Source organism: Homoserinimonas sp. OAct 916 (assembly GCF_003260275.1).
Taxonomy (GTDB): domain Bacteria; phylum Actinomycetota; class Actinomycetes; order Actinomycetales; family Microbacteriaceae; genus OACT-916.
On the sequence record NZ_QJHB01000009.1, the window covers coordinates 128,338 to 149,608 of the forward strand.

Annotated in this window: 18 protein-coding genes; 16 read left to right on the plus strand and 2 right to left on the minus strand. The window is 65.3% G+C overall.

The window, feature by feature from the left end; genetic code table 11:
- The first annotated feature begins 154 nt into the window (after positions 1-154).
- From DL891_RS12010 to DL891_RS12030, 5 genes are read left to right on the plus strand one after another with little or no spacing between them, the layout of a single operon-like run.
- Positions 155-1,381, plus strand: a complete 1,227-nt coding sequence (locus DL891_RS12010; protein ID WP_111720676.1) for an ABC transporter ATP-binding protein — start codon at positions 155-157, stop codon at positions 1,379-1,381.
- A 6-nt stretch (positions 1,382-1,387) separates the two neighbouring features.
- Positions 1,388-2,569, plus strand: a complete 1,182-nt coding sequence (locus tag DL891_RS12015; protein WP_111720677.1) for a spermidine/putrescine ABC transporter substrate-binding protein — start codon at positions 1,388-1,390, stop codon at positions 2,567-2,569.
- A gap of 36 nt (positions 2,570-2,605) precedes the next feature.
- Positions 2,606-3,574, plus strand: coding sequence for an ABC transporter permease (locus DL891_RS12020; protein ID WP_111720678.1), 969 nt, complete (start codon positions 2,606-2,608; stop codon positions 3,572-3,574).
- The gene (locus tag DL891_RS12025; protein WP_111720679.1) at positions 3,571-4,413 is read left to right on the plus strand and encodes an ABC transporter permease; all 843 of its coding nucleotides are present in this window, start codon (positions 3,571-3,573) and stop codon (positions 4,411-4,413) included. Before DL891_RS12020 ends, DL891_RS12025 begins: the two co-directional genes overlap by 4 nt.
- Before the next feature lie 10 nt (positions 4,414-4,423).
- Complete coding sequence (locus DL891_RS12030; RefSeq protein ID WP_111720680.1) at positions 4,424-6,076, plus strand: amidohydrolase; 1,653 nt, start codon at positions 4,424-4,426, stop codon at positions 6,074-6,076.
- Positions 6,077-6,304: 228 nt separating this feature from the next.
- On the opposite strand, the gene DL891_RS12035 is transcribed toward DL891_RS12030, so the two are convergent.
- Together DL891_RS12035 and DL891_RS12040 are read right to left on the minus strand one after the other, a co-directional pair.
- The gene (locus tag DL891_RS12035) at positions 6,305-6,637 is read right to left on the minus strand and encodes an MGMT family protein (protein ID WP_111720681.1); all 333 of its coding nucleotides are present in this window, start codon (positions 6,635-6,637) and stop codon (positions 6,305-6,307) included.
- 3 nt (positions 6,638-6,640) lie between these two features.
- Positions 6,641-7,096: a GNAT family N-acetyltransferase gene (locus DL891_RS12040; protein ID WP_111720682.1), complete on the minus strand. Its 456-nt coding sequence runs from the start codon at positions 7,094-7,096 to the stop codon at positions 6,641-6,643.
- A 213-nt stretch (positions 7,097-7,309) separates the two neighbouring features.
- On the opposite strand from DL891_RS12040, the gene DL891_RS12045 reads away from it, so the two are divergent.
- The 11 genes from DL891_RS12045 to hisIE all read left to right on the plus strand — a co-directional run bounded on the left by DL891_RS12045 (position 7,310) and on the right by hisIE (position 21,264).
- Entirely contained in the window at positions 7,310-8,524 is a 1,215-nt protein-coding gene (locus DL891_RS12045) for an NADP-dependent isocitrate dehydrogenase (RefSeq protein WP_111720683.1), read from the plus strand.
- Positions 8,525-8,738: 214 nt separating this feature from the next.
- A complete protein-coding gene (locus DL891_RS12050) occupies positions 8,739-12,584 on the plus strand; it encodes a S8 family serine peptidase (RefSeq protein ID WP_157962489.1) in 3,846 nt (1,281 codons plus the stop codon).
- A 61-nt stretch (positions 12,585-12,645) separates the two neighbouring features.
- On the plus strand, positions 12,646-14,535 hold the full coding sequence (locus DL891_RS12055) for a heavy metal translocating P-type ATPase (RefSeq protein ID WP_111720684.1): 1,890 nt from the start codon (positions 12,646-12,648) through the stop codon (positions 14,533-14,535).
- A 29-nt stretch (positions 14,536-14,564) separates the two neighbouring features.
- Complete coding sequence (locus DL891_RS12060) at positions 14,565-14,894, plus strand: YerC/YecD family TrpR-related protein (protein ID WP_232819139.1); 330 nt, start codon at positions 14,565-14,567, stop codon at positions 14,892-14,894.
- Positions 14,895-15,115: 221 nt separating this feature from the next.
- Positions 15,116-16,057 carry an ATP phosphoribosyltransferase gene (gene hisG, locus DL891_RS12065; protein ID WP_111720685.1) on the plus strand — a complete coding sequence of 314 codons (942 nt, stop codon included), beginning with the start codon at positions 15,116-15,118 and terminating at the stop codon, positions 16,055-16,057.
- The gene (gene hisC, locus DL891_RS12070) at positions 16,054-17,283 is read left to right on the plus strand and encodes a histidinol-phosphate transaminase (RefSeq protein WP_111720686.1); all 1,230 of its coding nucleotides are present in this window, start codon (positions 16,054-16,056) and stop codon (positions 17,281-17,283) included. Before hisG ends, hisC begins: the two co-directional genes overlap by 4 nt.
- Complete coding sequence (hisB, locus tag DL891_RS12075; RefSeq protein ID WP_111720687.1) at positions 17,280-18,365, plus strand: bifunctional histidinol-phosphatase/imidazoleglycerol-phosphate dehydratase HisB; 1,086 nt, start codon at positions 17,280-17,282, stop codon at positions 18,363-18,365. Before hisC ends, hisB begins: the two co-directional genes overlap by 4 nt.
- The gene (gene hisH / locus DL891_RS12080; protein ID WP_111720688.1) at positions 18,362-18,994 is read left to right on the plus strand and encodes an imidazole glycerol phosphate synthase subunit HisH; all 633 of its coding nucleotides are present in this window, start codon (positions 18,362-18,364) and stop codon (positions 18,992-18,994) included. The genes hisB and hisH overlap by 4 nt, the downstream gene beginning before the upstream one ends.
- Positions 18,991-19,851 (plus strand): 1-(5-phosphoribosyl)-5-[(5-phosphoribosylamino)methylideneamino]imidazole-4-carboxamide isomerase, encoded by an 861-nt coding sequence (gene hisA / locus DL891_RS12085; protein WP_111720689.1) that lies wholly within the window; start codon positions 18,991-18,993, stop codon positions 19,849-19,851. Before hisH ends, hisA begins: the two co-directional genes overlap by 4 nt.
- A complete protein-coding gene (gene hisF, locus DL891_RS12090; RefSeq protein WP_111720690.1) occupies positions 19,851-20,627 on the plus strand; it encodes an imidazole glycerol phosphate synthase subunit HisF in 777 nt (258 codons plus the stop codon). Before hisA ends, hisF begins: the two co-directional genes overlap by 1 nt.
- A complete protein-coding gene (gene hisIE, locus DL891_RS12095; protein ID WP_111720691.1) occupies positions 20,617-21,264 on the plus strand; it encodes a bifunctional phosphoribosyl-AMP cyclohydrolase/phosphoribosyl-ATP diphosphatase HisIE in 648 nt (215 codons plus the stop codon). The genes hisF and hisIE overlap by 11 nt, the downstream gene beginning before the upstream one ends.
- Positions 21,265-21,271: the final 7 nt, after the last annotated feature.

A 21,271-nucleotide genomic window follows, 5' to 3' on the forward strand; every position in this document is an offset into this window, starting at 1 on the left:
GTGGGTCTGAGCAACGCTTTCCGAAGCGCTGGGCCGAATTCACTGCGAAAGTCGTGGCAAAAGCACCCGCCGATGTGCGCATCCGCAAACCGCGCGATACGATGTGGGAACTCAACAGCCAGTCGATTTTCAGGCGTACCACCCCGGAGGTGCCGTGAGCGCAACGATTCCCGTAGTGCCCGTTTCAGGCGAACCCACGCGCAATAAAGGCGCGCAGACCGAAGAGACCGGCACGGTGGTGCTGGAGTCGGTGACAAAACGGTACGGCACAGCCACCGCCGTCGACAGCATCAGCCTCCGGGTCGAAGCTGGCGAGTTCCTCTCGCTGCTCGGCCCGTCTGGCTGCGGCAAGACCACGACCTTGCGAATGCTCGCGGGTTTTGAGCAGCCGGATGCCGGCAGTATCCGCATCTCCGGTCAGAACGTCATCGGTGTGCCGCCGCACAGGCGCAATGTCAACACCGTCTTTCAGGCGTATGCCCTGTTCCCGCACATGAGCATCGCCGAGAACGTGGCGTATGGCCTCAGGCAGAAGCGCGTCGGCAAGCAGGAGATCCGCGAGAAGGTCACCGAGGCGCTTGACATGGTGCAGATGGTGTCGTTCGCCGATCGCCGGCCGACCCAGCTCTCCGGGGGACAGCAGCAACGCATCGCGCTTGCTCGTGCCCTGATCAACCGGCCGGCGGTGCTACTGCTGGATGAGCCGCTCGGTGCTCTCGACCGCCAACTCCGCGAAGAGATGCAGTTGGAGCTCAAGCTGCTGCAGTCGCGCCTCGGCATCACCTTCATCTTCGTCACCCACGACCAGGGGGAGGCCCTGTCGATGAGCGACCGCATCGCGATCATGCGCGACGGCCGGATCGAGCAATTGGCGAACGCCGACACGATCTATGATTCTCCGGCGAACGCCTATGTGGCTGGATTTGTCGGCCAGCAGAACTTTCTCAGCGGTCGGATAGGAGTCGACCCGCACGTGATGGACACGGAGTTCGGCCAGTTGCGCGCAACCACGGTGACCGGCGAGCTCATCGTCGGCTCTGATGCTCAGGCGGCTGTTCGGCCCGAAGCGGTCACGGTGTCTGCAGAAGAGCCGGCATCGGTGACCACTCCGAACGTCGTGCCCGGCGAGCTGATCGGGGTCTCTCACCTGGGTGAGACCCTGCAGTTCCTCGTCCAGATCGGGCACGAGCACACGCTTCTGGCCCGTCTGCCCCGGCCGGCGGCACCCCGCCTGGCAGTGGGAGACCGGGTCTGGTGCTCCTGGTCTGACGAGAGCGTGAACTTCTTCCCGGCCAAACAGGCCGCAGCAGCCAAAGCAAAGATCGCGAAGGATGCGGTTGACCCCGCAGCCAGCACCCGAGCCATTTCAATCAAGGAGTAGAACCGCATGCCCGAGTCGACACCCGTCAGAATCCTGGCGTCCACCACCGCAGTCAAAATGATCCGCTCCGAGGTCTCCCGGCGCCGGTTCCTGAGCTTCACCGCCGCGGCCGCCGGAACCGGATTGCTGGCAGCATGCGGCACCGGATCGGGGCCCGAAGAGGTTGCGGGCGCCGTCGGTGGGCCGTTGGAGGACAAACTGTCCATCTTCACCTGGGGAGACTATGACGACCCCGAGGTGCTGACTGACTTCACCGCCGAATTCGGCCCCAAGATCACGCTCGACTCGTTCAACTCCAACGAGGAGATGATCTCCAAACTGGTCGCGGCGAAGGGCACCAGCGGTTATGACATCGTCATTCCGACCGGCCCCTTCATTCCGCAGATGGTCGAGAACGGTCTGCTGGCGAAACTCAACCACGACCTTTTGCCCAACCTGGAACACATGGACCCCGCGTTCCTCGGACGCGACTGGGACCCGAACAACGACTACTCGATCTGCAAGGCGTGGGGGACTACCGGCTTCGTCTACGACAAGACCAAGATCACCCGGGAACTGAACACGTGGGCCGACTTCATCGATGCCGCCCAGAACGAGGCGAGCGGCAAGATGAGCGTGCTGGATGACCCGGCGCCGCTGCTCGGACTCTACTTCTGGTCGAACGGGATCGACTGGAACACCACTGACCCCGCCCACCTCGACGCGGGTGAGGACTTTCTGGTGAATACGCTCGCCCCGCACATCTCTACCTTCGACTCCTATCCCGGTGGCGTTGCAATTCCGCAGGCGCAGCAGATGCTCATGCAGGTGTGGAACGGTGACGCCCGGATCGGCATCCAGGAGAGTGACGAGCCGGACCGCTGGGTCTGGCGCCTCGGTTCCCCCGATACGGAACTGTGGATGGACAACTGGGCGATCGCGACCGGTGCTCCCAACCCTGAGGCGGCGCACGCCTTCATCAACTTCATTATGGATCCGGCGATTTCGCTGCGCGAACTCGACTACAACGGCTACCACACCGGGGCAACCGGCATCGAGGAGGCGGCCAAGGCCGAGGGGATGGAGATGCTCGACCTGGTCTTCTTCTCTCCCCAGCAGATCGAGACCATGCACACCCAGGTGTTGGGTGAGCAGCAGCAGCGGATCGTCCAGATCTGGGACAAGACAAAGGCCGCGGCCGGCGCCTGAGGGCACCGGCGGTGACCCGACCACACCAAGGATGAGATGACGACGCAACTGGAAGCGATCGGCGCGGCCGCGCTGCAATCGGAGCCGCCTTCGGCGGCATCGGCGCCGGGGCGCGACTGGAAACGCCTGCCGCGCGCGATTCTGGCGTTCCCCGCCTGGGCCTGGCTGATCGCCTTCTTCCTGGCCCCGGTCGGCATGGTGATCTGGTTCAGTTTCGGCTACAAGCCGGGAATGTTCGGCACCCACGCGAATGACGTGCTGTCGTTGGATCGCTACGCGGAGGCGCTCTCGCCGACGTTCTTCGCCACCTTCCAGAACACCCTCTGGGTCGGGGTGACCGGCACACTGATCATTCTGGCGATCTCGGTTCCGTTCGCCTACTGGCTGGCGCTCAAAGCGCCGATGCGCCATCGGGGCATCCTGTTGGCGATGGTGATGATTCCGTTCTGGACGAACTTCTTGATCCGTACCATCGGCTGGCAGATCATTCTGGCGCCGGAGGGTTTCTTCTCCCAGGTGCTCCAGACCCTGGGGATCACCGACGGGCCGCTGGAAATCATGTTCACCCGCACCGCGGTGCTGATCGGGGTGGTCTACAACTACCTGCCGTTGATGGTGCTGCCGCTGTTCGTCGCCTTCGACCGGGTCACCCTGTCGTTGCGTGAGGCGAGCAAGGATCTTGGCGCCGGGCGATGGTCGACCTTCCTGCACATCACTCTGCCTCTGGCCAAGCCCGGGCTGATCGTCGGGGTGCTCCTGGTCTACATCCCGTTGATGGGTGACTACATCACGGCCACCGTGCTCGGCGGCGCCAAGGGGAACATGGCGGGCCAGATGGTGGCCAACCAATTCCAGACTGCGCAGAACTGGGCGCTGGGCTCGGCCATGGCGGTGGTGTTGATTCTCACGATCCTCGGTACCGCTGCATTGGCTGGCCTGATCGCCTGGCTCGGCACCTGGCCGATGCGGGCTCGCCGCCGACTGGTTCTGGGGGTGGAGAAATGAGACGTCTTGGTCTGATGGAGCTGTCGATGAGGGCCTGGGCGGTCCTGGTGTTCCTGTTCCTGTTCGCGCCCATCCTCGTCATTCTGATCTACTCGTTCAACGAGGGCCGGCTCCTGGTCTCCTGGGATCACTTCGGGTTCGGTTCGTTCGCTGCGATTGTCACGAAGCCGGCCATCCGCGACGCCGTCGTGGTGTCGTTGCAGACCGGGATCATCTCGGCGGTTCTTGCGACAGTGCTGGGCACCATGGCCGGTGTCGCCCTGGCGCGCCGCGCCGGCCGATGGGTGCCGTGGTTCCTGGGGTTGCTGGTGTTGGTCACTGTGACCCCCGAGATCGTCGATGCTGTGGCCCTGCTGCCCTGGCTGGTCTTTCTCGGCCAAGATCTCGGTCTGGGCATCTTCGATAACGGGATCGCCCGACTGGTGGTTGGGCACTCTCTGTTCTCCACCGCCGTGGTCACCTATATCGTGCGCTCGCGGTTGATCGGCCTGGATGAAAGCCTGGAGGAGGCGGCCGCGGACCTGTACGCGCCACCCCTTCGCCGGTTCACCCAGATCACCCTGCCCCTGGTGATGCCGGCTGTGCTGGCTGGTGGACTGCTGGCGTTCACTCTCAGTCTTGACAACACCATCGTCGCCGCGTTCATCCAGGTCTCCGGCTCCACGCCGTGGCCGGTCTACGTGCTGAGTGCCGTGCGCACCGGCCTTCGGCCCGAGATCGCCGCGGTCTCGACGATCATGCTGGTGCTCACGCTCGGAGCGATCGCTCTGGTCGCCGTCGTGCTGCGCCGGTCGGGAGATTCCGCCACCGACATCGCGAAGACCATGGGCGGAGCCTAGGAGTACCAGAATGCCAGACGCCGACATCGTCTTCGCCGGCGGACCGGTCTTCACCGCTGACACCGTGCGCTCACGGGCGACCGCTGTGGCCGTGACCGGCAACCGCATCACCGCGGTCGGCCACGACGAGGTGCGCGAGATGGTCGGCCCGAACACCGAGGTGGTCGACCTGGCTGGCCGCATGCTCGTGCCCGGCTTTCAGGACGCCCATGTGCACACCGTCTGGGGCGGCCTCGACCTGATCCGGTGCGACCTCGCGAGCGAGTCCACGCAGGCCGGCTATCTGGACCGCATCGCCGGGTACGCGTCCGCGAACCCCGACGCGGAGTGGATCCTGGGTGGCGGCTGGTCGATGGCGGCGTTCGAGGGGGGAAACCCGCGGGCTGACGACCTCGACCGGGTTGCCCGCGACCGCCCGGTGTTTCTGCCGAATGCTGACGGGCACGGTGCGTGGGTCAACAACCGGGCGCTGCAAATGGCGGGAATCGACGCCGCCACGCCCGATCCGGTGGACGGCCGGCTCGAGCGCGACGCAGATGGCACACCCACCGGTTCGCTGCATGAAGGTGCGATGACACTGGTGAGCCGGCTCCTGCCGGAGACCAGCGCGGCTGACTACCGGAGAGCCCTGCTCCTCGGGCAGGAGTATTTGCACTCATTGGGCGTGACGGCGTGGCAGGATGCGATCCTCGGATCCGCGAGTGATGCGGGTGATGTCACGCCCGCCTACATGGCCGCGGCCTCGTCCGGCGAGCTCACGGCACGCGTGGTGGGCGCATTGTGGTGGGATCGCGCACGGGGTGCCGAACAGATTCCCGAACTGGTGGCCCGGCGCGACGCGTGCCGCGTGGGCCGGTTTGCAGCCACCAGCGTGAAGATCATGCAGGACGGTGTGGCCGAGAACTTCACGGCCTCCATGTTGGCCCCGTACCTTGATGCCTGCGGACATCGCGGTGACAACTCGGGGATCTCCTTCGTGGATCCGAACGAATTGCGCGAGAACGTCACCGCCCTGGATGCACTCGGTTTCCAGGTTCATTTTCACGCCATCGGCGACCGGGCGGTGCGGGAGTGTCTGGATGCGGTGGAGCAGGCCCAGGCCACGAACGGGCGCAACGACAACCGCCACCACCTCGCTCATCTGCAGGTCGTGCACCCGGATGACGTGCACAGGTTCCGTGACCTGGGGGTCGCGGCCAACATGCAGACGCTCTGGGCAGCACTGGAGCCGCAGATGGTCGACCTCACCCTGCCGTTCCTCGGGGCGGAGAGAAGCTCGTGGCAGTATCCGTTCGGCGATCTGCTGCGCTCTGGTGCGATCCTCGCCGCCGGCAGCGACTGGTCGGTTTCAACCCCCGACCCCCTTGCCGCGATCCACGTCGCCGTGAACCGGTTGGCGGCTCCCAGCGAGGCAGAGGGTGACTATGACGTGTTTCTGCCCGAACAACGCATCGACCTGGCCAGTTCCCTCACCGCGTACACGGCGGGCTCAGCGTATGTGAACCACCTCGATGAGACGGGCACCATCGAGGTCGGCAAGCTGGCCGACTTTGCGTTGCTCGACCGTGATCCGTTCGCTCATCCGGAGTCGGAAATAGGCCACACCCGTGTGTTGCAGACCTTCGTCGACGGCGAGCGGGTCTACGCGGCGCCCGACGCCTGACCAGCACCCGACCTCGCTCCCGCGCATCCACCCTGCCCTCAGCCACCCTGCCCTCATCCACCCCGCCCAGAGTGCAATTATTGGGGTTATTCGAAGGCGATAACCCCAACAACTGCACGGTCGGCGAAGGATGAGTCTGGAAGATGTGGATCCTGGCCACCATCCGGCTCCGGAGTATCGACAGCCGGGAGGCGGCACCACCACTTCCGGGCAGGCGCGCCCTGCCCCTCAGTCGAACGGGGGAGTCCACCTGGAGGTTCTGTAGTCGATGCGGTAGCCGGCCTCGACCGCTGACGGCAGGAGGGGGGTTCCCTCGGCTTCATAGTGTTCCAGCGCTTCGGCGTCGTGGCAGAGCGGCGGATGGCCGCCCGCGCGGATCACGCGCCACCACGGCAGATCGCCACCGGAGCGACTCATCACCTGGCCGACCATGCGTGATGCCCGTGAACCGAGCACGGCGGCGATGTCGTCGTAGGTCATCACTCGGCCGGGAGGGATCGCCTGTACGATCTCGAGCACGTTCTCGGCAAACTCGGCACGGGAGGGGGTGGATTCCGCCATGCGCTACAGCTCCATCGCCCCGATGGTCTCGCCGTATTCGGTCTCACCGACCGTTTTGAAGCCGACGCGGGTGAAGAACGCGCCGGGGCCGTCATCGCCCGGTTCCCAGATCACGGTGACCCGTTTGAAGCCGCGGCTTCGTGCCTCTTCCGCGAGGCTCAAAACGGCGAAACGTCCGACGCCCCGACTCTGCTGGTCGGCCTCGACGTTGATGCGCCAGATGCAGCTGCGGAATTCTTCGTGCCGGCTTTCGGGATCGAAGTTGCCCATGATGAACCCCACGACGCGGTCTTCGGCATCCAATACCACGCGCGACCACGATGTCGACGGGTTGATGAAGGCCCCGGCCACTGAATACGAGACCGGGGCGATGAATTGTTCCTGACCCGGCTTGAGCGTGAGGCTGTTCGCGGCAACGATGTTCGACGCTGATAACTCGTCCAGTCTGAATTCACTCATGTCAACAACCTAGCCCGCGTATGGGGGTGGCCGATAGTCCGAGGCGCCCCCGGACGGCAATTTATCTTGATGTCGAGATATTTGTGCGGATCGGCTAAACTGTACCGGTTGACCTGAATACGGATCCGATCGATTCGAAAGCGGATCCGGTTCACTCGAATCAAATGGCGCGCCAGCACTGTTCGCGCCGACGGCCTCATGAGGAGTAAGAATTTGTCGAAGATCAAGGTAGAGGGAACAGTCGTCGAGCTTGACGGCGACGAGATGACCAGAATGATCTGGCAGGAGATCAAAGACACTCTCCTTCTGCCCTACCTCGACGTGAACCTCGAGTACTACGACCTGTCGATCCAGAAGCGTGACGAGACCGACGACCAGATCACCATCGACGCCGCGCACGCCATCCAGAAGCACGGTGTCGGCGTGAAGTGCGCCACCATCACCCCCGACGAGGCACGGGTGGAGGAGTTCGGCCTGAAGAAGATGTGGCGCTCGCCGAACGGCACCATCCGCAACATCCTCGGCGGCACGATCTTCCGCGAGCCGATCATCATCTCGAACATCCCGCGCCTGGTCCCCGGCTGGAACAAGCCCATCATCATCGGCCGTCACGCGTTCGGCGACCAGTACCGCGCGACCGACTTCCGGTTCGAGGGCGAGGGCACCCTCACCATGACCTTCACGCCCAAGGACGGCGGCGAGGCCCAGTCGTTCGAGGTGTTCCAGTCACCCGGTTCCGGTGTCGCAATGGGCATGTACAACCTCGACGACTCGATCCGCGACTTCGCCCGCGCGTCGTTGAACTACGGTCTCGAGCGCAACTACCCGGTCTATCTCTCGACCAAGAACACCATCCTGAAGGCGTATGACGGCCGGTTCAAGGATCTGTTCCAAGAGGTCTTCGACGCCGAGTTCGCTGCACGCTACGCGGACGCCGGTCTCACCTATGAGCACCGCCTGATCGATGACATGGTCGCGGCCAGCCTCAAGTGGGAGGGCGGCTACATCTGGGCCTGCAAGAACTACGACGGCGACGTGCAGTCAGACACCGTTGCGCAGGGCTTCGGATCCCTCGGGCTCATGACCAGCGTGCTCACCACGCCCGACGGCAAGACCGTCGAGGCCGAGGCCGCGCACGGCACCGTCACCCGGCACTACCGCCAGCATCAGGCGGGCAAGCCCACCTCGACGAACCCGATCGCATCGATCTACGCCTGGACCCGGGGCCTCGCGCATCGCGGTCACCTCGACGAGAACCAGGCGCTCGTCGACTTCGCCCACACGCTGGAAGACGTCGTGATCAAGACCGTGGAATCCGGCAAGATGACGAAGGACCTGGCGCTGCTCGTCGGGCCGGAGCAGCCGTTCCAGACCACCGAGGAGTTCCTCGCCTCGCTGGCAGAGAACCTTAAGATTCGCCTGGCCTGAGTCAGCGCCGGGGCCGACTCAGTGCCCGGCACAACTTCACGAGCGACACTCGCCCGTGTACCCCACAGGGTGCACGGGCGTTTTCGTCGTGACGCGGATTAATATCACGATTTGGTAACGCCCGTACCCAAAACGGGGTACAACACGGTTTACTGAGTCTGCGTGCAGGCCCGACTGCTCGTTGTCCTTGTCCAATGAAGAACAGGATTCGATCGTGGGTATTCGCACTCTCAGCGCCGCCACCTGTGCCGCGCTCATCACCTCCCTCGTGCTCGTGGCCACTCCCGCCGCAGCCGCCCCGCAGTCCATCGGCGGCAGCGGCAAGATGTCGTTCGAGCCCGGCCGGTACATCGTCACGCTGGTTGAGCCGTCGGCCGCGACATACGAAGGAGGCATCGACGGATTTGCGCCCACCGCGCCAGAAGATGGCGAACAGTTGCAGCGCCGTGCCGTGCAGAAGTACACCGATCACCTGGCCGAGCGGCAGGAGGAGGTCGCAGCCGACGCCGACGGGGTGGTGATCACCCACTCCTACACGCTCGCCCTCAACGGCTTCGCGGCCGACCTCACCGCCGAACAAGCCGCCCAACTGGCAGCGGACCGCTCAGTGGCGAACATCACCCCAGACGAGCTCAAGCATGTGACCGCCGAGCCGTCCACGGAGTTCCTGGGGCTCTCCGGCCCCGGTGGGGTCTGGGAAGCAGTGGGGGGCATCGACAGTGCCGGCGCGGGCGTGGTGGTCGGCGTGCTCGACACCGGCGTCGCCCCGGAGAATCCGTCGTTCGCCGGTGAAGCCCTCGGAACCGCGTCGGGCGCCGCTCCCTACCTGGACGGTGACACCATCCGGTTCGAGAAGGCTGACGGTGGCACCTTCACCGGAACCTGTGAGACCGGCGTACAGTTCACAGCCGCTGATTGCAGCACCAAGATCATCGGTGCCCGCTACTTCGTTGACGGTTTCGGGGCGATCGGAGATGTCAGCCAGGGCGAGTACCTCTCGCCCCGTGACGGTAACGGCCACGGTTCGCACACCGCGAGCACCGCCGCCGGAAACGCTGGTGTTTCCACCAGCATCAACGGCGTGGACTTCGGCCCCATCAGCGGGATGGCGCCTGCCGCAAAGATCGCCGCCTACAAGGTGTGCTGGACCGGAAACGATCCGACAACGACCGACGATGACGGCTGCGCCACCAGCGACATCCTCTCGGCCATCGACCAGGCCGTGGCCGACGGCGTCGACGTGCTCAACTACTCGATCGGCGGCGGGGCAGCCCAGACCACGATCTCACCGACCGATGAGGCATTCCTCGGTGCCGCCGCCGCCGGTATCTTCGTTGCGGCATCTGCAGGAAACTCCGGACCGGCCTCATCCACGCTCGACAACGCGTCGCCGTGGATCACGACGGTCGCCGCCAGCACGATTCCCAGCTACGAGGCCACCGTCACCCTCGGTGACGGGGCGAAATATGCGGGCGGCTCGATCACGGTCAACATGGACCCCACAGCCGTCCCGCTGACTGGCCCGCTGGTCACCGCCGCCGCGGTAGCGCTCGCCGGTGCGGAATCGGCCAACCTGTGCCTGACCGGCACACTTGACCCCGCACTGGCCGCCGGAAAAATCGTGACCTGCGAACGTGGCGTGAACGCCCGGGTCGACAAGTCGGCCGAGGTGAAACGTGCCGGCGGGATCGGCATGATCCTGGTCAACGTGGTGCCAGGCTCCGTCGACCTCGACGAGCACACGGTGCCGACCATTCACCTGGACGCTCGCTACCACGACGCCGTGATGGCCTACTCGGCCACACCGGATGCGACGGCAACCTTCACGCCCGGAAACCAGACCGACTACACGCCGCCCACGCCGCAGGTGGCCGGATTCTCGTCCCGCGGCCCGGTTGAGGCCGACGGCAGCGACGTGCTGAAACCGGACATTTCCGCACCCGGCGTGGCGATCCTCGCCGATGGACCGAACGCAGCCGGTGAGGCGCCGACCTTCGAGTTCCTGTCGGGAACCTCGATGGCGTCGCCGCACATCGCCGGTCTCGCCGCCCTGTACCTGGGCGAGAGGCCTGACGCCAGTCCGGCCGAGATCAAATCGGCGATGATGACGACGGCCTACAACACCGTCGACGGCGACGACAACCCGGTGACCGACCCGTTCATCCAGGGTGCGGGCCACGTCGACCCGACGAAATTCTTCGAACCCGGCCTGCTCTACCTCAACGATCTCGGGGACTGGCTGGCCTACATCCAGGGCATCGGCTACGACGCCGGTGTCGACCCGATCGATCCGAGCAACCTCAACCTCGCGTCGATCGCCATCGGCCAGTTCACGGCACCCGAGACGATCACGCGCACGGTGACCTCCACCCAGGCCGGAGACTTCACTGCGGCCGTCTCGATGCCCGGATTCGAAACCGTGGTTGAGCCCTCGACCCTCACCTTCGGCCAGGCCGGGGAGAGCAAAGAGTTCCAGATCACCTTCACCCGAACGGATGCCCCCTTGGACACATTCTCAACGGGCGAGTTGACTTGGACCGGTGGCTACGGGAACACCACCGTGGTGCGCTCGCCGCTCGCGGTGCGCCCGGTGACAATCGTGGCGCCGGCCGAGGTCGCAGGCACCGGGGTCACCGGGTCGGTTGACGTCACCGTCACCCCCGGTGGTGACGGCCCGATCCCGCTCTCGAGCACCGGCCTGACCGCCAGTGTGCTGCAGCCCGACCCAACCGGCGCCGAGAAGAACCACTCCGGCTCGGGCGCTGCGGGCGCCGAGTTCGATTATCTGGTGTCCGTGCCGGAGGGCGCCGCGTTTGCGCGGTTCGATCTGGTCACTGTCGACAAGGCTGCCGACCTCGACCTCACCGTCTACCTGCTGAATGATGCGGGCGCGCCGATCGCCGGGTGGCAGTCGGCCACGGCGTCCGGTGACGAACGTGTCGACCTGGTCGATCCGGACGCCGGAACCTACCGGGTGTTCGTGGACATCTATTCCGTCACCGGGACGACCGCGTTCGACCTCACGACGACCTCTGTGATGCCGAGCGGCGAGGCGCTTGCACTCGCGCCTGACGTCCTGAACGGGCAGACCGGCATCCCCGTGACGTTCACCGCGTCGTGGCAGGATCTCATCCCGCAGACCGCTTACCTCGGGCTGATCGATTACGGTGACACCGGCGTCTACACCGTTGTCACTGTGGCGACCGGCGAGGCGGGGCCGAAGGCGCCGGTGAACACTGCGCTGCCGACGATCACCGGCACTCCGGCGGTGGGCAAGACCCTGACCGCCACCCCCGGAACCTGGGATGTGGCGAAGCTGACCTTCACCTACCAGTGGCAGGCTGACGGGGTCGACATCGCGAAGGCAACCGGAAAGAAGTACAAGGTTGGTGCGGGCGATGCGGGCAAGGCCATCACGGTTAAAGTGACGGCCAGCAAGAAGGGGCTGCCCGACGGAACGGCTGTCTCCGAGGCGGTGACGATCCCAGCCGGGCCCCCGGCACCGGTGAACACTGCGCTGCCGACGATCACCGGCACTCCGGCGGTGGGCAAGACCCTGACCGCCACCCCCGGAACCTGGGATGTGGCGAAGCTGACCTTCACCTACCAGTGGCAGGCTGACGGGGTCGACATCGCGAAGGCAACCGGAAAGAAGTACAAGGTTGGTGCGGGCGATGCGGGCAAGGCCATCACGGTTACGGTGACGGCCAGCAAGAAGGGGCTGCCCGACGGAACGGCTGTCTCCGAGGCGGTGACGGTCGCCTACCCGTCGCAGACAACCCTGCGGCTCAACAGGCTGATCGCCTTCTCCTGGAACACCGTGACCGCACAGGTGCGGGTGACGTCGCCCTCGAGCCAGGCGCCGACCGGGTCGGTTGCGCTCACCGTGAACGGGAAGGCCACCACAGTGCCGTTGACCGCGGCAGACAACGGGACGGTGAAGACCACGGCGCTGAAATTGCGTCGAGGCCTCAACAAGGTGCAGGCCACGTTTGTCCCCGACGGCGCCGGGATCGCCGGTTCGACGAGCCAGACCGAGTGGGTCTGGGTGGTCTTCTGATCGGGTGAGGTGAGCCTTGCCTCGCTGGAAATCGGCGGCGGATCCGGCTAGAACTTGAAGTATGAACTGGTTGTCTGCCGCGGTGCGTCGCTACCCCATAGTCGCCATCACCCTTGTGGTCGGGATCGTTGGAATCGGCATCGCGCTCGGCGGGCATCCGGAAGTCAGCGGCTGGATCATCAGCGTGTACGCCTTGGCGGTCGCAGCGATCCAAACGGTCGGCATGGTGAAAGACGTGCTGCGCGGGCATTGGGGAATCGACCTCCTCGCAGTCACAGCTATCGTCGCCACAGTGCTGGTCGGCGAATTCTGGGCGAGCCTGGTCATCGTTCTCATGCTGTCGGGTGGCGAGGCGCTTGAAGACTATGCGGGCAACCGAGCGAAACGTGAACTGAGCGCCCTGCTCGCCCGGAGCCCACAGACCGCGCATCGGCTCGTGGGCTCCGACGCCGTCGACGTTCCGGTCACCGAAGTGCTGATCGGCGATCTCCTACTGGTGAAACCGTCTGAGATCGTGCCGGTCGACGGCGAGTTGGTCACCGACGAGGCAACCTTCGACGAGTCTTCGCTGACGGGCGAGAGCCTTCCCGTGGACCGGGTGGCCGGTGACGGACTGCTCAGCGGAGCGGTCAACGGCGACCGCGCCATCACCATGCGAGCCACGGCTCTGGCCGAGGACAGCCAGTACCAACGCATCGTCGCGCTGGTCTCGGAGGCGGCAGCCAGTCGCGCCCCGCTGGTGCGCCTTGCGGACCGTTACGCGGTACCGTTCACTCTGGTTTCGTTCGCGATCGCCGGGTTCGCCTGGTGGATGGCGGGGGACCCGGTGCGGTTCGCCGAAGTGCTCGTGGTGGCCACACCGTGCCCGCTGCTGATCGCGGCTCCGGTGGCATTCATGGGCGGCATGAGCCGGGCATCCCGGATCGGTGTGATCGTCAAGAATGGCGGCACCCTCGAACAACTGTCACGGGTGAAAACGGCAGCATTCGACAAGACCGGAACCCTGACCGAGGGGGCACCGACGGTGGAGTCGATCCACCCGGAGCCGGGATTCACCGACGACGAGTTGTTGCAACTGGCCGCATCGGCTGAACAGTATTCCACACACGTGCTGGCCAAATCGGTCGTGGATGCCGCCCTCGCGCGTTCGCTGTCCCTGATCACCACCGATACCGCCAGCGAATACGCGACCAACGGTGTCACGGCCACCCTGTCGGGCCGCCAGACGGTGGTCGGCAAGCGCGCCTTCGTCGAGCAGCACTCCGCTGCCGAAAGCGTGCCGGAACCCGACATGCTGGGAGGGCAGCAGGCGGTTTATGTGAGTGTCGACGGTGTGTTCGCCGGAACGCTGTTATTGCGCGACCAGCTCCGTCACAATTCGGCCCAGACGCTGCGGGCGCTGGCCAGCCTCGGCGTGCAGGACACGCTGATGCTCACCGGAGATGCGCGTCACACCGCCGAACACATGGGTCAGGAACTGGGGCTCACCGATGTGCGTGCCGACCTGCTGCCGATGGACAAGGTGACCGCGGTCGAAGCGATCAGCGCGCGCCCCGTCATGATGATCGGCGACGGTGTCAACGATGCCCCCGTCCTGACGGCCGCGGATATCGGCGTCGCGATGGGGGCAAAGGGGTCGACGGCCGCCTCTGACTCCGCCGACGTGGTGATCATGACCGACGACATCTCACGGGTGGTCGACGCCGTTCTGATCGGGCAGCGCACCATGCGTGTGGCGACGCAAAGTATTTGGTTGGGCATCGGGTTGAGCGTGGGACTGATGCTGGTGGCCACCTTCGGATGGTTGCCGGCCATCGTGGGGGCGACACTGCAAGAGGTGATCGACCTCGCCACAATTCTGAACTCGTTGCGCGCGCTCACTGCTGGCCGCGCGGCCCGTCGTGCGGCACCCGCCCAGCGAGTGGAGAAGGTGCCCGTCACCATGCACTAGTGTGATAGCGTGCTATTACACAGGAACGGATGAGCATGAAGCGGAACACCACGGCTACGCCCGGCGCCAATGATTCAACAGATGCGCTGGATGACCTCGCCGATGCTTTCGTCCGGCTGACCGATGTCGACGACATGCGGGCGTTCCTCACCGACCTGTGCACTCCGGCCGAGCTGGAGGCGATGACCGATCGCTGGCGAGTGGTTCCGGCCCTGGTCGGCGGCGTCTCGTATCGGCAGATCCACGAGAATACCGGGGTGAGCGTCACGACCGTTGGCCGTGTTGCCCGACATCTGGAGCATGGTGCGGGCGGCTATGCGGCAGCGCTCGCCGGCCGTCGGACAGGCAACGCCGGCTGAACGCCGACCAGCGGCCACCGCGGTGCGACTGTCCGAGCGTCCACCATCCGGTGGCCATGTGTGCTCCCGCCGATTGCCGTTCCCCACCGATTGCCCTTCCCCACCGATTGACCATTTCCCGCCGCTTGCCCTCCCGCCTGATCGCGTTTCTTCCCTGATTGCCCGTCTGACCTGATTTCCCTTCTGACCTGATTGCCCTTTTCAACTGATCGAGAGACCACATGCTCCCCACCACCGTCGCAGCCGCCACCGAAGCGCCTCCGGCCAAACCGGTACGCGACCGATTGCGCATCGCGATCCAGAAGTCGGGCAGGCTCGCTGATCCTGCACGCGAACTGCTCGCCGCCTGCGGGCTCAGCTGGCGCGAAAGCCGCGACCGGCTGTTCTGTTACGGGGAGTCGTTGCCGATCGACCTGCTGCTCGTGCGCGACGATGACATTCCGGGACTCATCACCGACGGTGTCTGCGATCTCGGAATCTTCGGTCGCAATGTTGCCCTCGAATACGATTCGGCCCGGCGGTCTCGCGGCCTCGATTCCAGCTACAGCGAATGGCGGGCGCTCGGGTTCGGGGCCTGCCGGCTCGACCTGGCCGTTCCGCAGGATTTCGACTGGACGGGACCTGCAGACGTGGAAGGCCTCCGGATCGCGACCAGCTACCCGAACCTGCTCAGCGACTGGCTGGCCGGGCAACAGATCGACGCCGAAGTGGTGCAACTGATGGGATCGGTCGAGATCGCACCCAGGCTCGGCCAGGCCGATATCATCTGCGACCTGGTCTCCAGCGGGGGAACCCTGGCAGCCAACCAACTCAAGCCGGTGCACACCATGATGCAGAGTGAGGCGATCATCGTCGGACCGACGGGCGAACTCGATGAGACTCGGGCCCGGATCGCTGACCAGTTGATGCGCCGCCTCGACGGCGCGCTGAGCGCACGCGAGGGACGACTGTTGTTGCTTCGCACCAACCGCACGACGCTCGACGCCGTGCTCGCCGAACTGCCCCCGGGCGAGACACCCACAATCACCGCCGTCGATGGTGGCGCCGAAGTGTCGGTGCAGGTCCTCAGCCGTGGTGCCGTCTCCTGGCAACGTCTTGAAGACCTGAAACGGGCCGGTGCCAACGGCATCTTCGTGCTTCCGGTCGAGGGCATGTTGGCGTGAGTACGACATCCGCCTCCGAGAACCTCGCGTCGCCGCTCGACCTGGTTCGACCCGACCTCAAGGGATTCACCGGCTACTCATCGGCGAGGCTCGAGACACCGGCAGATGCATCGGATGAGGTGCCGGCCGAAAGTGGGCAGCCCGAGCGACTGTGGCTGAACGCGAATGAGTCGGCGTGGGACAACCCTGCCGACGATGCGGGCGCAGCGCGGCGCTACCCCGAGCCACAACCGGATCGCCTGCGCCGGGCGCTGGCCGAACTCTACGATTGCAGCAGTGCTGAGTTGCTCGCCTGCCGGGGAAGCGACGAGGCGATCGATCTTCTCGTGCGCGCACTCTGCGCTCCCGGCGGCGACGCGATCGTGATAACGCCGCCCACGTTCGGCATGTACACCGTGAGCGCCCGCCTGAACGGCACCCGCGTGTTGGAGGTGCCGCAGCTGGATGAGGCAGATGGGCTTCGGGTCGACCTCGATGCCGTCCGCCGGGTCACGCTCGCCGAACGTGCCCGAGTGGTGTTTCTGGCCTCGCCCGGGAACCCGTCTGGGGCCAGCATTCCGCTGGACCGTGTACGCGAACTCGCGCTCGCGCTCGCCGGCCAGGCTCTGGTCGTGGTCGATGAGGCCTACGGAGAGTTCGCGATCGAGGCGTCCGCGGTCACCCTGCTCGCGGACGTGCCGAACGTGGCCGTGTTGCGAACGATGTCGAAGGCACACGCGCTGGCCGGAGCGCGGATCGGGGCCGTGATCGCGCGGCCGGAGTTGATCGCGGTTCTCGGTCGCTGTCAGGCGCCCTACCCGCTGCCTGTCTGCAGCGTCAATCTCGCCTGCGCCGCGCTCGAAGCCGACTCGGTGCAGCGCACCCGGGCCGCGGTGCGCGAGGCGGTTGCCGGGCGAGCGAGGCTCGCCGATCTGCTCGAGGCCAGCCCCGGGGTGAGCCGGGTCTACCGTTCAGACGCGAATTTCGTGCTGGCCCGCTTCGTCGATGCCGAATGGGCGTTGCAAAGGTTCGAAGACCAGGCGATCGTGGTGCGAGACATGCGCGACAAACCCGGACTGACCGATGCCCTGCGTATCAGTGTCGGAACAGGCGATGCCCTGAACCGGGTGGCGGCCGTGCTTGCCGACCTTCCGGCAGAGCCTGCCGCGCGCCAACACACTTCAGCCCAGCCCTCGTCAACCCAGACCCGACCGACCGAACCCGCAACCAGGAGTACAGCCCCGTGAGCAGCCAACGCCCCATCCTCTTCATCGACCGTGACGGCACCCTGATCGAAGAGCCCGAAGATTTTCAGATCGACGCCTACGACAAGCTGCGATTCGTTCCGAACGTGATCGCCCCGCTGCTGAGACTGCGTGACTCCGGCTGGGAGTTCGTGATGGTCACCAACCAGGACGGGCTCGGAACCGACGCTTTTCCCCAAGCCGACTTCGACGGGCCGCACAACCTGATGATGGAGATCTTCGCCAGCCAGGGGATCACCTTCAGCCAGGTGCTCATCGACACCTCGTTCCCGGCCGACAATGCATCCACTCGCAAGCCCGGGATCGGGTTGATGGTCGAACTGCTCAAGGACCGCGGGGTCGACTGGGCCAGGTCGGCGATGGTGGGAGACCGTGCAACCGACAAGGAGTTCGCCGACAACCTCGGCATTCGCTCCTTCACCCTGAAGTCAGAGGCGTTCTCCGAGGGAGAGTGGGACTGGCCCGGCATCGCCCAGGAGCTGATCGATGCGCCACGCCGTGCCCGCGTTGTGCGCAACACCCGCGAGACGAAGATCACCGTCTCGGTCGACCTGGACACCGTGGCCGATGCCCAAGTGAGCACGGGGCTGGGTTTCTTCGACCATATGCTCGACCAACTGGGCAAGCACGGCGGGTTCGCGCTGTCTCTCACCTGCGACGGTGACCTGCACATCGATGAGCACCACACCATCGAGGACAGCGCGCTCGCACTGGGCCAGGCGCTGAAGGAGGCGCTCGGCGACAAACGCGGGATCGGCCGTTACGGGTTCACCCTGCCGATGGATGAGGCGCTGGCCCAGGCGGCGATCGACTTCTCCGGGCGACCCTACCTGGTGTTCAACTGTGACTTCACCCGCGAGATCGTCGGTGACTTCCCGACCGAGCTAGTCGAGCACTTCTGGCGGTCGCTGTGCGAGTCGGCTGGCCTCAATCTGAACCTGACCGTCACCGGTGACAACAACCACCACATGATTGAAGCCGGTTTCAAAGCGGTCGCTCGTGCCTTGCGGCAGGCGATTGCCCGCAGCGGTACCGAGTTGCCCACCACCAAAGGGTTGTTGTGAGTGAAGCAGATTCAAATGCAGCGCGCCCGGTACGGGTCGCACTGATCGACAGCGGGGGCGCCAACACCGGCTCGGTGAAGTTCGCGCTCGACCGGTTGGGGGCAAACTCTGTGATCACGGTCGACCCTGCCGTCATCGAGGAAGCCGACCGGGTGATCCTGCCCGGGGTGGGCGCCGCCCGGCACGCCATGGCCAGATTGGGTGACGCTGGGCTGGTCGAATTCGTGCGCAACCTCACCGTTCCGCTGCTCGGCATCTGCCTCGGAATGCAATTGCTGTACGAGTTTTCCGACGAGGGCGAAACACAGTGCCTGGGCATTCTTCCCGGCAGAGTCGAACGCATGCAGCCGGCCGAGCACGTTCGCATTCCGCAGATGGGGTGGAACAAGGTTGACCGGCTGCGAAGAGATACGCTCACGGTGGCACTGAGAGACGGCGCCCCGGCCTATTTCGTGCACAGCTACGCGGCGCCGGTCACCGAAGACACGATCTCGACCTTCACACACGGCGGCACCTACACGGCCATCGTCGGCCGTGGTACGGTGCGCGGTGCGCAATTTCATCCGGAACGTTCCGGGTCATTCGGGCAGCAACTGCTGCGCACATTCCTTGAGGAGAAGATTTCATGACCCAGGGCCAGGAACCCGCCTTCATTGTCTACCCTGCGATCGACGTGCGCGAGGGTCACGTCGTACGGCTGGTACAGGGCGATTACGCCCGCGAGACGCGCTATCCAGGGACACCCATCCAGACGGCCGCCGGCTACGCCGCCGATGGTGCCACCTGGTTGCACCTGGTCGACCTCGATGCGGCCAAGGCGGGCGGCTACACGCTCGGCCCCCTGCTTCGCCGAATCGCCGACGAGACCGGCCTGAAAGTGCAGACCGGTGGCGGTGTGCGGAACGAGACTGACGTGGAGGCATTGCTTGAGGGGGGCGCCGACCGGGTGGTGATCGGCTCACTCGCGGTGCGTGCGCCTGACCTGGTTCTGGCCTGGATGGAACGATTCGGTGCCGACCGCTTCACGATCGCATTGGACGCCCGAGAATCGAACCGTCGGTGGACCCTGCCGATCGCCGGTTGGACAGAAGACAGCGATGTCGATCTGCTGCCTCTCGTCAATGAATATGCCAATGCGGGCATGCGCCACCTGCTGTCGACAGACATCGGCCGCGATGGAATGATGGCCGGCCCGAACACCGACCTCTACCAGGAAGTCGTGGCGATCGCGCCTGGGGTGGCCGTTCAGGCCTCGGGAGGTGTGCGTGATGTCGCCGACGTGCTGGCCGCCCGGGACGTGGGGTGCGCCGGTGCGATCATCGGCAAGACCCTGCTCGACGGCAGGCTGGAACTGGCCGATGCGCTCGCTGCGGTCAAGAACGCCGCGGCGAAGAACACCGCGGCGAAGAATACAGCCGGGAAGAATATCGCCGTGAAGAATCCAGCGGCGAACAATACAGCGGTCGACACGGCGGCGGGCGCCTGATGCTGAGCAGACGCATCGTGCCCTGTCTGGATGTGCGTGACGGCCGCGTGGTCAAGGGCACCCGGTTTCGTGACCACCGTGACATGGGTGGGATCGTTGAGCTGGCCGAGCGTTACCGTGACGAGGGTGCCGACGAGCTGGTTTTCTACGACATCACGGCCAGCCCCGACGGGCGCAGCGCCGACATGGAATGGATCGAGAAGGTGGCGCGTGTGATCGATATTCCGTTCTGCGTTGCCGGTGGGATCCGGGATGTCGACACGGCGCGCGCGATCCTCAACGCCGGTGCCGACAAGGTCTCGGTGAACACCCCGGCGACGGAGCGGCCCGAGCTGATCACTGAACTGGCTGACGCCTTTGGCGTGCAATGTGTTGTGGTCGGCATCGACAGCCTGCGCGACGACGACGGTGAATGGCGGGTGCGGCAGTACACCGGGCAGGTGGAGCGCACGCGCGCGCTGCCCACCCGCACGCTCGACTGGGTCACCCGCGTGCAGGAGCTGGGGGCGGGCGAAGTGGTGCTCAACTGCATGGGCAGCGACGGGGTGCGTGACGGCTACGATCTGGAACAGCTGGGCGCGGTTCGGCAGGTCTGCGATGTGCCCCTGGTTGCCAGTGGTGGTGCCGGCACCATGCAACACTTCGTCGATGTGTTCCGCGTGGCCGACGTCGATGCCGCCCTCGCAGCGACCGTGTTCCACTCGGGGGAAATACTCATTCCGGAGCTGAAGCTTCAGCTGCGGCGCAAGGGAATCGAGGTACGTGATGTTGCCTGAACAAAAGGGTCCAGCGGGGCCGGGCCCAAACACGATCGATCTCGACGCGCTCGACTGGGCGAAGATGGACGGGTTGGTCCCCGCCATTGTTCAGGATGCCGCCACCGGGCGGGTGCTGATGCTCGGCTATATGAATCGGGAGGCTGCCCGTGCCACCCGTGATTCCGGGCGGGTCACCTTCTACAGCCGCAGTCGCCAGAAGCAGTGGGTCAAAGGAGAGAGCTCGGGCAACACGCTCACCCTCGTACACATGGAAGCCGATTGTGACGCAGACACTCTGCTGGTGCAGGCGATCCCGGCCGGGCCGACCTGTCACACCGGCCGCACCAGCTGCTTCGCGGATGCTCCCGGGAACTTTCTTGGCGAACTCGACGCCCTGGTCGCCGACCGTGCGGCCACACCGGTCGCCGGCAGTTATACAACGAGCCTCCTCGAGTCGGGTATCCGCCGCATCGCCCAGAAGGTGGGGGAAGAAGGCGTCGAGACGGCGCTGGCCGCGGTCGTCCAGGAAGACGATGACCTACTGGGGGAGGCCTCTGACCTCATCTACCACGTGCTCGTGTTGCTGCGAGCCCGCGGCCTTTCCCTCGCCGATGTTGTCGACCTGCTGGAGCTGCGGCACCAGCCCACGGCGTGAAGCAGCG

Excerpts from the sequence above, each read along its gene's own strand:
- hisA (WP_111720689.1), top strand. The coding sequence starts at position 18,991 with ATGACCCAGGGCCAGGAACCCGCCTTCATTGTCTACCCTGCGATCGAC.
- DL891_RS12040 (WP_111720682.1), bottom strand. The coding sequence starts at position 7,096 with ATGAGTGAATTCAGACTGGACGAGTTATCAGCGTCGAACATCGTTGCC.
- hisIE (WP_111720691.1), top strand. The coding sequence starts at position 20,617 with ATGTTGCCTGAACAAAAGGGTCCAGCGGGGCCGGGCCCAAACACGATC.
- hisG (WP_111720685.1), top strand. The coding sequence starts at position 15,116 with ATGCTCCCCACCACCGTCGCAGCCGCCACCGAAGCGCCTCCGGCCAAA.
- DL891_RS12025 (WP_111720679.1), top strand. The coding sequence starts at position 3,571 with ATGAGACGTCTTGGTCTGATGGAGCTGTCGATGAGGGCCTGGGCGGTC.
- DL891_RS12020 (WP_111720678.1), top strand. The coding sequence starts at position 2,606 with ATGACGACGCAACTGGAAGCGATCGGCGCGGCCGCGCTGCAATCGGAG.
- DL891_RS12030 (WP_111720680.1), top strand. The coding sequence starts at position 4,424 with ATGCCAGACGCCGACATCGTCTTCGCCGGCGGACCGGTCTTCACCGCT.
- DL891_RS12015 (WP_111720677.1), top strand. The coding sequence starts at position 1,388 with ATGCCCGAGTCGACACCCGTCAGAATCCTGGCGTCCACCACCGCAGTC.
- DL891_RS12060 (WP_232819139.1), top strand. The coding sequence starts at position 14,565 with ATGAGCATGAAGCGGAACACCACGGCTACGCCCGGCGCCAATGATTCA.
- DL891_RS12055 (WP_111720684.1), top strand. The coding sequence starts at position 12,646 with ATGAACTGGTTGTCTGCCGCGGTGCGTCGCTACCCCATAGTCGCCATC.
- DL891_RS12035 (WP_111720681.1), bottom strand. The coding sequence starts at position 6,637 with ATGGCGGAATCCACCCCCTCCCGTGCCGAGTTTGCCGAGAACGTGCTC.
- hisF (WP_111720690.1), top strand. The coding sequence starts at position 19,851 with ATGCTGAGCAGACGCATCGTGCCCTGTCTGGATGTGCGTGACGGCCGC.